The sequence below is a fragment of the Zhihengliuella salsuginis genome (genome assembly GCF_014651715.1).
GTDB classification, from domain to species: domain Bacteria; phylum Actinomycetota; class Actinomycetes; order Actinomycetales; family Micrococcaceae; genus Zhihengliuella; species Zhihengliuella salsuginis.
Window position 1 is genome coordinate 43,451 of sequence record NZ_BMXK01000012.1, and the last position, 12,174, is coordinate 55,624.

Below are 12,174 nucleotides of genomic sequence, written 5' to 3' on the forward strand. Positions count from 1 at the left end.
TCTGAAGCAACAACGGGGACTGCGACCACGACGGGAGCAAGCGGGACGGACTGGCGCCGTCAGCTGCCGAGCACGCTCACCATGGAGCAGGCGGTCACTGCGCTGACGGTCGACAACGAATTTCTGCGCTCCCGCCAGACTGCCCGGCCTTGGGACGGTCCCGCCGTCGCCGAGAGTGATGAATCCCAGCGGGAACTGGCCGCCGAGTATCTCCTCGGACAGCATCGTGCCCAGCAAGACGGCCCTCGCCACCTGGTGATCGTGCACAACTACCCGCGTCCCGGCGCCGAGTACGGCAACGGGTTCGTCCACCGTCGCGTGAAGCTCTACCAGCAGGCCGGTGTCACTGTCGACGTCGTCGTGACGGGTCCACGGGTTGCACAGCGAATCTACGAGTACGACGGCGTCCGCGTCCTCTCCGGCAGCAGTCCTCTCCTGCGAGCCTTCTTGGCTCTGGTGGACCACGGCGGCGTGCGGGAGGCCGGCGGAGACCGCCGGACCAAGGAGGGGCCCGGTGGGTTGCGACGAACCTATTCCAGCGCCAGCACCCACTTCCTCAACGATCAGATCTGGGCAGCGGTGGGGGACTACCGGAAACAACTCGACTGGTACGTCTACGTCCACGGATTCGAGGCACGGCATTGGGTGCGCACACTCTGCAACATCGGGCTCGACGATCCTGCGTTGCCGAAACAAGTCGCTGCCACCGCGAGACGCCAATGGTTCTGGCGCCACGTTCTCGAAGCCGACGACGGACCTGCGGGCTACATCTTCGTCTCCGACTGGTGGCGGCGGGCCTGTCAGCAGGATATGCACGTAGTCTTCCCGGCCGGGCGCACGAGCGTCATCAACAACGTCATCGATGACAGGCTCTTCTATCCCGGCACCGGCAGGCAGCAGCGGATGGCAGACGACCGCTTCCGGATCGTCTGGGTGCGCTCTGCGAGCCGGCCCAACTACGGCGCCGATTTGGCTGCCCGGGCTCTAGAACTCCTGCGGGCGACCCCCTATTGGGATCGTCTCCAGATTTCCATCATCGGCGAAGGGCCGTGCATGTCCGAGTTCACAGACCGGTTCGGCGAGGACGCCAACGTGGGAATTGAAGAGCGCTTTGCATCTCAGCAGGAGGTGTCAAACCTGTACCGCGCCCACGGCATCGCTCTGGTTCCGTCCCGGCTGGACACGCAAGGAGTCTCCCGTGACGAAGCGATGGCCTGCGCGTGCGTACCGGTCACCAACGCCGTCGCGGCAATCCCGGAGTTCGTCGACGGCACGGAATCGGTGCTTGCCCCAGCGGAGGATGCAGAAGCGATGGCCGCAGGAGTCATTGAACTTTTCGACGATGCCGAGGAGTACTTGCGACGTTCTCAGCGGGCCGCCGAGAACGTGCAGAACCGTAGCCTGCCGGCGCAGACCATCGCCCGTGAACTCCTCTTGATGGGTCTGGGAGAACAGTAGTCGCGAGGCCCTTCGCACCGGATCAGCTGACGCCGAATGTGATTCTGCACCGCGCGTTTGTCGTGCCGGAGCCAGTGCCTTGCCCGGTGCTAGTCTGGTGGAGATCGACGCGCGCAACGCGCCCGGGCGCAGAGCGGATGCGATTCTAGGCCCGGTTTTTCAACGTGAAGGATGGAACGTACTGGTGAAGATCGCAGTGATCGCACTCGGCAAGATTGGGCTGCCGCTGGCGGTGCAGTTCGCCACGAAGGGCCACGAGGTAGTCGGCGTGGATGTGAACCAGAACGTGGTTGATCTGGTCAACGAGGGGCGGGAGCCGTTCCCGGGCGAGTATCAGCTGCAGGAGAAGCTGGCTGAGACCGTCGGCAACGGTTCCTTGCGTGCTACGAGCGACTACGGCGATGCCGTTCCGGGCGCAGACGCCGTCGTTCTCGTGGTTCCGCTGTTCGTCGACTCCGATGCCAAACCCGATTTCGGGTGGATGGACGCAGCGACGACGGACCTGGCCGAGCACCTGACTCCCGGCACGCTGGTCTCCTATGAGACGACCCTGCCGGTGGGCACCTCTCGTACCCGGTGGAAGCCGATGCTGGAGGCCGGGTCCGGCCTGGTCGAGGGCGAGGATTTCCACGTGGTGTTCTCACCGGAGCGTGTACTGACGGGCCGCGTCTTCGCGGATCTCCGGAAGTACCCCAAGCTCATCGGTGGACTGGGCGATGCCGGTGCACTGCGGGCGAAGGAGTTCTACGAGTCCGTGCTGGACTTCGACGACCGCGAGGACCTGGCGCGGCCCAACGGCGTGTGGGACCTCGGCAGCGCCGAGGCATCTGAACTGGCGAAGCTCGCCGAAACGACGTATCGAGACGTGAACATCGGCCTGGCCAATCAGTTCGCGCGGTATGCCGGCGAGAACGGCATCGACATCTACAAGGTCATCGAGGCCTCGAATTCGCAGCCGTACAGTCATATCCACCGTCCCGGCATCGCCGTCGGAGGGCACTGCATCCCGGTCTACCCCCGGCTGTACCTCTGGAATGACCCCGAGGCCTCGATCGTGCGGACCGCCCGCGCCGCGAACGCGGATATGCCGGCCTTCGCCGTCGGCATGTTGGCGGGTGTCCACGGCGACCTGGCCGGTCAGCGCGTCGTCGTCCTGGGTGCTGCCTATCGTGGAGGCGTGAAGGAGACCGCGTTCTCCGGCGTATTCGCCACGGTGGACTCGCTCAAGGAGCGCGGGGCGGTGGTCCTGGTGCATGATCCGCTCTACACGGATGAGGAGCTCGAGAGCCTCGGCTTCACTGCCTACCATCTGGGGGAGGCGGCCGACGCGGCCGTCATCCAGACCGATCACGCCGACTACAGGGAGCTGAGTCCGGCGGATCTTCCGGGCGTTCGATCGCTCGTGGACGGGCGCAACATGACCGACCCGCAGAAGTGGAGCGGCGTCGCGCATCGCGTCATCGGGCTGCCACCGAAGAACGCTTAGCGACGAGGAGCATCACGTGAGTGAATCGGGCGTTTTCGCTGCAGACGGGGCCGACGTCTCGGCCGATGCCAGCATCGGCGCGGGAAGCAAGATCTGGCATCTGGCCCAGGTCCGGGAGCAGGCGAGTCTGGGCCGCAACTGCATTATCGGCCGGGGTGCCTACGTCGGCACCGGCGTGAGCATGGGGGAGAACTGCAAGGTCCAGAACTACGCGCTGGTGTACGAGCCGGCGCTGCTTGAAGACGGCGTCTTCATCGGCCCGGCCGTTGTGCTGACCAACGACACCTACCCCCGCGCGATCAACGCCGACGGGTCCCAGAAGTCCGCGTCCGATTGGGATGCTGTGGGCGTCACCATCCGCCGTGGCGCGTCCATCGGCGCGCGTTCGGTGTGCGTCGCCCCCGTGGAGATCGGCGCCTGGAGCCTGGTCGCCGCCGGTTCCGTGGTCACGGCCGACGTACCCGCGCACGCGCTGGTGGCCGGCGTTCCGGCCCGCCGAATCGGCTGGGTGGGGACCACCGGCCGCAAGCTTGAAGAACATGATGGTCGCTGGATCTGCCCGGACACGGGCGAGACGTACCGCGAGGTCGGCGACGCACTGGTGAAGGAAGAGGAGACACCATGACTGAATTCATCCCGCCGGCCAAACCGATCATCGGCGACGAGGAGCGCGCGGCCGTGGACCGGGTGCTGCGCAGCGGAATGGTCGCCCAGGGCCCCGAGGTAGCCGCGTTCGAGGAGGAGTTCGCGCGAGAGCTCGTCGAGGGGCGGGACTGCGTGGCCGTGAACTCGGGCACCTCCGGTCTGCATCTGGGGCTGCTGGCAGCGGGGATCGGCGAAGGTGACGAGGTCATCGTTCCGGCGTTCACGTTCGCTGCAACGGGAAATTCAGTACGTCTGGCCGGAGCGACACCTGTCTTCGCGGACATCGAACTGGACACCTACACGTTGGATCCGGCCCATGTCGAGTCACTGATCACGGGCCGTACCAAGGCCATCATGCCGGTGCACCTGTACGGTCATCCTGCCCGGATGGACGAGCTGGCCGCGATTGCCGAGAAGCACTCGCTGATGCTGTTCGAGGACGCGGCCCAGGCCCACGGTGCGAAATGGAGAGGCCGCGCGGTCGGCACGTTCGGCGCGTTCGGGATGTTCAGCCTCTATCCGACGAAGAACATGACCAGCGGCGAGGGCGGCATGGTCTCCGTGGACTCGGAGGACATGCGCCGGCGGATGCGCCTGCTGCGCAATCAGGGCATGGAGACCCAGTACCAGAACGAGCTCATCGGGTTCAACAACCGGATGACCGACATCCACGCCGCGATCGGACGCGTGCAGTTGACCAAGGTCGCGGCATGGACGAAGCAGCGCCAGGAGAATGCGGCTGTTCTCGACGCCGGTCTCAAGCACGTCAAGACGCCGGTGGTGCTCGAAGGCGCGGTACACGTCTACCACCAGTACACCGTCCGCCTGCCCGAGGATCTGGTCTCGAAGAGGTCGGAGATCCTGTCCCGGTTGAAGGATGAATTCGGTGTGGGCACGGGCGTGTACTACCCGGTGCCGACAAACGAGCTTCCGTCCTTCGGAGTCGAGGCGGACCTGCCGGCGACTCGTGAGGCGACGCGGTCCGTGTTCTCCCTTCCCGTGCACCCGTCCTTGAGCCCTGAGGATCTGCAGCGGATCATCCACGCCGTCAATACCGTCCTCGAGGAGGCGAGCGCATGAGCATCAGGACCGGCCTGATCGGCCTGGGCATGATGGGTCGCCACCACGCCCGTGTCATGCGCAGCATCGAGGGGACCGAGCTGGTCGCCGTCGCCGACCCCTTCGGCGACAAGCACGGTGCGGCAGCCGGCCTGCCGCTGTTCCAGACGGTCGAGGAGCTCATCGCCCACGGCGTGGACGCGGTGGTCTGCGCGGTCCCGACCGGACTGCACGAAGAGGTCGGGCTGAAGCTCGCCGCGGCGGGCGTGCACGTCATGGTGGAGAAGCCGATCGCCGAGAACGTCGAGGCCGGCCAGCGGCTGGTCGATGCGTTCGACTCCGCCGGGCTCGTCGGCGCGGTTGGTCACATCGAACGCTTCAACCCGGCCCTGCAGCAGATGAGGAAGCGGATCGAGTCCGGCGAGCTGGGGGACATCTACCAGATCGCGACCCGTCGTCAGGGCCCCTTCCCGGCCCGTATTGCAGACGTCGGCGTCGTCAAGGATCTTGGAACCCACGACATCGACCTCACGGCGTGGATCGCCCAGTCCCCGTTCGCCGAGGTGAATGCCAAGACGTTCACTGCCTCCGAGCGTCCGCACGAGGACATGATCGTCGCCACCGGCCGTCTTGCTTCCGGGGTGATCACCAACCACATCGTGAACTGGCTGTCGCCGATGAAGGAGCGCCTGACGATCGTCACCGGCGAACGCGGCGCGTTCGTGGCGGACACTGTGACGGCGGATCTGACCTTCTACGAAAACGGCAGCGTTCCGACCGAATGGGACGCTTTGTCCGCCTTCCGTGGCGTCTCCGAGGGCAACGTCACCCGCTATGCCTTCGCCAAGGCCGAACCCCTCAAGACAGAGCACGAGGCTTTCCGCGACGGCATCCTCGGCAACCGGAACGCCTACGTGTCCATGCGCGAGGGCCTGGATACGCTGCGCGTTGCCGAATCAATGCTCGAATCGGCTGACTCCGGCAGTAGTGTCCACCTATGAGCCCCCAAGTCCCCAGACCGATTCGCAGCAGCGGACGGCAACTGGCCGGGGCCGTCGGCCGTGCCGCCCGCCGCTTCCCCAAGCCCGTCAAAAACGCTGGACGAGAATTTTTTGACCTGTTGCCCGACAGCGACATGAAGCACCGCCTCGGACACGTCCTTCGTGGCACGCCAGCGGCGGGTCGGAAATACGCTCGCGGTGCGGCGTACAGCGACACCGACGTCCCCCTGGTCAACCGAGGCAGCACATACACCGCCGGCGAGGTCTCCACCTACCTGCAGCTCGAGGCCGCGTACCTGCGCCGTCGCCTGTTCGCCGTACAGGCGACCGCCCGTGCAGTCGGGAACGCAGCCGGCAGTCATGAGGACGACGCTGCGGCCGGTGTGCTCGTCGACGAATACCTTCGGCTGGTTGACGTGGGGGAGGAAACGGAGGCCGGGGCGCACCTCGTCGTCGTGAACGTCTACCCGAGCGTGGGCAACGAATACGGCAACGGATTCGTCCACCGCCGCATCAAGTACTACCTCGAGGCTGGTGCAAGGGTCCACGTGGTGGTCATCGGCCCCGAAACCGAGTCGTCGGTATACCAATACGACGGCGTAACGGTCATCACAGGCGACGGTTCGGAGGCGCGGGAGCTGTTGCGCCGGACCACCTACCGCAGCGTCGGCGTCCACTTCATGGGCCGCTACATCTGGGACCAGATCCAGGACGACCTCAAGGAGCAGACGTTCTTCTGCTTCATGCACGGGTTCGAGTCGCGCCGCTGGGTCCGCACCCGGTACAACTACCGTTCGCCGGACCAGGTCGATGCTGCCATTGCCGACACCGTGGATCGGCAGGCCCTCTGGCGCGAGGTACTCGCCCACCCCTGGGGGCCGGTCAAGTTCGTGTTCGTTTCCGACTGGTGGCGCCGCGCTTCCCAAGAGGACATGGAGCTCGTCTACCCGGCAGCGCGCTCCGAGGTGGTGCACAACGTCATCGAGACCAAGTTGTTCCGCTACGTGCCCAAGGACCCGGAGCAGCGGTTCAGGCTCCTCTGGGTGCGTTCGGCCAGCAACTTCAACTACGGCAGCGACATCGCTATCGAGGTTCTGACGAAGCTGCGCGAGACCGCACACTGGGACCGGATCGAGGCCCGTATCATCGGTGACGGACGCCACTTCGGCGGATTCGAGTCGGCCTTCGAGGACGACGCGAACATCACGGTCGAACGCCGGTTCGCCGCCCAGGACGAGATTGCTCGACTGCACCGCGACTACGGCGTCTTCCTGGTGCCCAGCCGGCTCGACTCGCAGGGTGTCTCGCGTGACGAGGCAATGGCCAGCGGGCTGGTTCCGGTGACCAACACGGTCAGCGCCATCCCGGAGTTCGTCGATGAGACCTGCGCCGTCCTTGCCCCGGGCGAGGACGCTGACGCCATGGTCGCCGGTCTGATCCGCCTGTTCGAGAACCCGGAGCTGTTCCGCCGGATGTCGTCCGCCGCAGCAGAACGAGCAGAGCGCCAGAGCGGCCCCGACGCGACCATCCGCAAGGAGATGAGGATGCTCGGTATCACCGCCGAGACCGTGGACCCGTCCAGTGAAGGGAGCCAGGCGTGAAGATCCTCCTGCTCACATCCGGGATGAGCCCGGCCGAGGCGATGTGGGTCGACGTGCTCGACGACGCCGGCCACACCGTCGACGTATTCGACGCGCCTAGCGCTCAGTGGCTGCGTCGCCGCGCCTACCACCCGGCGAAGGTGGTCCCCGATTGGGTCCGATCCTGGACCTACCGAAGCACCGGCAACGCCATCAACAGCTTCTACCGGCTGCTGGTGGAGGGCGGCGATTATGACGACGTCGTCACCTCCGGGATCGCGGCCGGCGGGGCGATGGCTCGGCACTGCGAGCGTGGTTTCACGCCGCTGCTCTGGCGTGGGGACCTGGACTTCTCCTCGGCACGTGTTGTCCTCACCGAAGACTTCGAGGCCTTGACCAGCGCCGCCGGGCGCATCCTCCTAGAGGACGAGTACGAGTTCGACAAAGCACTGTCCAAGGGGTCCAACAGTGCTCATCTCCTGCACTCGACGCGGCCAGTGGACAGCTTGCGGCCATTGCTGCAGCCACCGTCGGCCGCAGGCGCGGGACAGTACCCGAAAGTCGCGGTGCTTCATCCCGAGCGCATGTCCGAGGCGCGCTTGGAGGCCTACCGCCGTATGCTCGACGCCGTCGCCCAGCGTTACGGCGGAAGCGCAGAGGCCGTCTCGGCCGCTTCCTTGTACCGGCTGCGCGATGCGCAGCGGAATCGCCGGTTCGACGACATCGCAAGCACGCGCCTCGAGGGGTTCACCCACGCCGTTCTCATCGGCGTCTCGCGGGACCACAGCTCACTCGCGGATGCGTTCGATGCACCAGCGACTCGAGACCGATTCGTCGTCGAGGACACCATCGGCATGGGGTTCTGGGCGGATCGTGCCGGTTTCGGGCGAACCGGACGCGGCGCACGGCTCGGCGAAGTTCTCGACGAGGTGCTCTCCGGCGGATCCGAGTCAGGCGCTGACCCGGTCCAGCCTGCAGACACGGTCACGCCGCCCACGACCTCGGACGATCCGATGGTACCGCTCCGTCGCATCATGGAGCGTCCTGTCCCGCGTCTCTACGAAGAACTGCGCGCCGTCGAAGCTGACGGCCCGCTGGATGTCTTCTTCTCCACCTCACCGCTGGAGGACCGGACCAACGGGGCGCGTCCGCAGCGCGTCCGGAACATGGCTGAGGCACTGGACGAACGGAGTCCAGCAGTCCGGGTCTACTCGACTCCTGGGGTCTTCGAGCGCCGGGCGGATCTGATCCACCGGCTGCTCCGTGGTGGCCGTGCGGCCGGCCTGCTCTACGCCGAGAACTCGACGTCTCCGATCCCGTTCGACACCACCTTGAACGGCCTCGAGCGCCTGTTCGCAGAGTTCCGCGCGGCCGGCGGACGCAGCGCCTGGTTCGTGCGCGATCTGCACTGGCTGGAGAAGGACGCCGACTTCCTCGACGACCCCGAGCGCAAGCAGGAATTCATCAAGCGCGGGCTGCGCGAGTTGTCCATCGCCGGCCAAGGCACGGACGTGCTGCTGGCTCCGTGCGATGCATCCGCGGTCGGCTTCGAAAGCCTGCTCGCCGGACTCGACGACGCGGAGTACCGCTGGGCGGCGATGCCGCCCGCTGTTGCCGATGCCAACGCTGTCACCCCCCACGCCAACGCTTCCGAGACCACCACGCTGCTCTACGCTGGCGGTGTCGGTTCCTTCTACGCGATGGACAGCTATCTGCAGGCCATCACGTCTCTCCCAACGGAGCGCTTCCGCTTCGACTTCCTCGTCCGCCCGGCTGAGGTTGAGAACCTCGTGGGGTTCTTGGCTGCACACGGTCTCGAGGACGACGCCCGGGTCGCGATCACCACGGACGAGTTGGACGTGTACGCGCCCAGGGAGGGTGTCACCATTGGGACCGTCCTCCTGGACAGCGAGTATGCGCGATTCGCCTTCCCGTACAAGACCGTCAGTATGCTCGAAAAGGGCTTCCCGCTGCTGACGTACAGCGACATGGCCATCGCGGACTTCGTCGAGTCCAACGAGATCGGCACCACCTGTGAGCGCACTGCCGCCTCGGTCGCGGAGGCCCTCGAGGCGATGAGCCGGCACGACTACACGGACGCGATCCGACGTGCCCGCGTCACCGAGAGCTGGACGGCACGAATCCGCCAGCTGGAAGCGCTCCTCGACTCTGAGCGCGAGGGCTCGCAGCCGGCGTCGACTTCTTGACAGGCGCCGGCCCGCGGAAGGCGGCCTGCGCCCATCAGGGTATTCGGATGCGAATTCGCTGCCCGGCTGCGGCGCCCTGCGCTCAGTCGGTGCCGAGTGCCCGGCCGAGTCGTGCCAGGGATTCCTGGCGGTGCACGCGCTCGACATAGGCGGGACCCTCCGAGCGGCGGGCCTGCGCCGCCGCACCCTCGGCCGGCTCGTTGGCCAGAGCAGCAGCGATGCTCAACACAGTCTCGCCGAGTGCGTCGAGCCCGCTGATCCGCAGCGGAGCTGTGCGGGAGAGATCCTCGCGCAGCGGATGCGGAGGCCCGCCGACGACCGTCAGACCGTGGGCCCACGCCATAACCGCGTAGGGCGTGGGCTCACCCGAAGCCAGAGCGTCGACCAGAATCGCGGCACGGCCGGCGGCCACCACGAGGGCCTCGGGCGCTGGCGCACCGGGTACGAACGGCGGGAGTTCGACGACGTCGAGCCCTTCGGCCCGCCAGATCTCGACGGCGGAGGCAAGCACCCGGTTTTCCGCGGCCGAACGTCGAACCCCGGCGATGAGGATCCTCGGATTGCCTGCGGTTGCCGTGCCGTCCGTTGGCGCGGCCTCGCCGACGCTACCGGTCGCATGTGGAAACCAGCTCAGGGGCGCCGGGTAGGGCAGCCAGACGGCATCGGGGAACTGTCGCGCCGCGAGTTCGCCCCACGTCAGGACCGGCCACTGTCCGTGACGGAGGCCGTCGCGGACCCGGCCCGTCTGTCGGTCGTACCGGGTCGCACTGGAACCCTGGAGATCGAGCAGGGGATGGTCGGGTTTCACCTCCGCGAGGTGGCCGCGCGAGAAAAGGGCATCGGGATCGAGGATGGCCGCCGTGCGCACGCCCAGATCGTTCAGCGCGAGGCGCTCGGCCTGCGGAGAACCTGCGTGCCCGTTCAGCGCGGGTAGCGCGTCCCCGACGACGACCGCACGGACGTCACGGGCCGCCTCGGTGACTATTGCCGTCGCCTCCTGGAGCCCCGGGAGCCGGCCGAACAGGTCGGGCTTCTCCGGCGCGGCCGGACGCTCGATGGACCTGAACACGGGACCGGTGTGGTCGGTCCCGGCCAGTTCGGCCACAGTATCGAGAACAGTTCGCACTGCCGGGGTGACGGGTCCTACAACCAGCCATTTCGAGGGATTGCTGTGCCTGTCGGCAGTATCGGGAACCCGATCGGGTGCCGGGCGGAGGCCTGCCCAGACGCGATGGAGGACGGGCTCGCTGCCCTCCCACGTGTGGGCCCGTGCGAACGTTTCTGTGAGCCGTTCGGCGAATCGGTCGACGTCGTCGAGCACAGTCCTGATCGCGTGGGCGAGATCTTCCGCGTCACCGGGCCGGTGAACCGTGCCGAGACCGTGGCCGCGCACGAAGGAGGCCTGGGCGGCGAGGTCGGAGACCACCACCGGCAAACCGGATTGGATGTATTCGCGAATCTTGGTCGGCAGTGCGGCCTCGTGTGCCGTCGTCGGGTGCAGTGGGCTCAGGCCGGCCGTAGCCGACGCGACGTACCACGTGACGTTGCGGGCGGGGACGTAGTCGTGGATGTGCACTCGATGAGCCACACCGAGTTCGGCAGCTACTTCGCGTAGCCGACCCCGAAGCTTCGGGTCCTTGTTGGCCACGAATGCAAGGTGTGTCCCCGGCAGGAGCGGCAAGGCAGCGACAGCGTCGAAGATCCCTCGCGACTCCGAGAGTTTGCCCACGTAGACCAGGAGCGGCGTGCTCTCGTCCAGTCCGCACTCCGCGCGCAGGGTGCAGCGGTCCGCCGGGTCCATGGGGTGGCGCCCTGCTGACGGGGCGTTGACTACGACGGAGGGGCGTTGGGCCAGGTGGTGGCGCTTCATCATGCGCTCCGCGAGCTCGTCCGAGACGGTGATGACTGCGTCGGCGCGCTGAATCAAGTCGCGTTCGGCGGCGAGCCAGGCACTCCGGGGTTGGGATCCACCGGAGAAATCAACGCCGGGCAGCCATTCGTGGGCGTCGTAAACCCACCGGACGGGGCGCCCCTGAACGGCACGCCAGGACGCATAGGTATCGGCCGCCGCCATCGGGTGCCGGTCGTGCACATGAACCAGGTCCGGATCGAGGGCGACGAGCGCGCGAAGGAACCCCTCCTCGTAGTCTTCGATCTGCGGCCACACCTCCCGGTACTTCTCCCCGAAGGTGCTGGCGTTCTCGCGTATTCGGCCGACGGCGTTCGGCCATTTCTCGGAGCCGGCGTCGAGTAGGTTCCGGGCGGCGCGTGACGCCGAGGCGCCGGTGCGGTGGCCCAGTCGCGTGGCGAGACGCACGGGTATGCGGGTCCACGCGGCCGAGCCGTTCAATGGCGGCAGGACCTCGCGGTGCTGCCGGGCGACCGCCGCCGAATCGACCGCGTGGCCCTGGAGCATGTCGGCTAGCAGGGGTGTCCGCCAGGCGTTGGAACGCGAGCCGTAGGTATTTTCCTGCTGCCAGCGTATGGTGCGCTCGAACGGCATCGAGATGCGGTAGATGGGGATGTCGTCGTGGGCACTGAACGACGTGACAGTGCGATTGCGTTCACCCACGATTGTGACGCGGTATCCAGCTTGGGCGGCGCTCTCTGCTGCTTTGAGTACGCGTGAATCGCCGACGACCAGATTTCCGACGAGCATGGCCATGTGGGGCCCCTGCGCCTGCGTCAATTCTTGCTCCTCGTTCAGTATCCTGCGTGTCGGGGATCGTTCGCGGTCG

At 66.7% G+C, this 12,174-nt stretch carries 8 protein-coding genes; 7 read left to right on the forward strand and 1 reads right to left on the reverse strand.

Translation table 11 applies throughout. The annotated features are described in order from the left end of the window. The first annotated feature begins 81 nt into the window (after positions 1-81). The 7 genes from IE069_RS13400 (at position 82) to IE069_RS13430 (ending at position 9,436) form a co-directional block, all read left to right on the forward strand. Entirely contained in the window at positions 82-1,458 is a 1,377-nt protein-coding gene (locus IE069_RS13400; RefSeq protein ID WP_189351073.1) for a glycosyltransferase family 4 protein, read from the forward strand. Positions 1,459-1,642: 184 nt separating this feature from the next. Then, on the forward strand, positions 1,643-2,944 hold the full coding sequence (locus IE069_RS13405) for a nucleotide sugar dehydrogenase (protein ID WP_189351074.1): 1,302 nt from the start codon (positions 1,643-1,645) through the stop codon (positions 2,942-2,944). Positions 2,945-2,960: 16 nt separating this feature from the next. Beyond that, positions 2,961-3,569: an acyltransferase gene (locus IE069_RS13410; protein WP_189351075.1), complete on the forward strand. Its 609-nt coding sequence runs from the start codon at positions 2,961-2,963 to the stop codon at positions 3,567-3,569. Then, positions 3,566-4,669: a DegT/DnrJ/EryC1/StrS family aminotransferase gene (locus IE069_RS13415; protein WP_189351076.1), complete on the forward strand. Its 1,104-nt coding sequence runs from the start codon at positions 3,566-3,568 to the stop codon at positions 4,667-4,669. The genes IE069_RS13410 and IE069_RS13415 overlap by 4 nt, the downstream gene beginning before the upstream one ends. Further along, positions 4,666-5,649, forward strand: a complete 984-nt coding sequence (locus tag IE069_RS13420; protein WP_189351077.1) for a Gfo/Idh/MocA family protein — start codon at positions 4,666-4,668, stop codon at positions 5,647-5,649. The genes IE069_RS13415 and IE069_RS13420 overlap by 4 nt, the downstream gene beginning before the upstream one ends. Before the next feature lie 119 nt (positions 5,650-5,768). Further along, positions 5,769-7,250 (forward strand): glycosyltransferase family 4 protein, encoded by a 1,482-nt coding sequence (locus IE069_RS13425; protein WP_189351078.1) that lies wholly within the window; start codon positions 5,769-5,771, stop codon positions 7,248-7,250. A 53-nt stretch (positions 7,251-7,303) separates the two neighbouring features. Then, positions 7,304-9,436: a glycosyltransferase gene (locus IE069_RS13430; protein ID WP_189351079.1), complete on the forward strand. Its 2,133-nt coding sequence runs from the start codon at positions 7,304-7,306 to the stop codon at positions 9,434-9,436. Positions 9,437-9,518: 82 nt separating this feature from the next. On the opposite strand, the gene IE069_RS13435 is transcribed toward IE069_RS13430, so the two are convergent. After that, entirely contained in the window at positions 9,519-12,101 is a 2,583-nt protein-coding gene (locus IE069_RS13435; protein ID WP_189351080.1) for a glycosyltransferase family 4 protein, read from the reverse strand. Between the last annotated feature and the right edge of the window lie 73 nt (positions 12,102-12,174).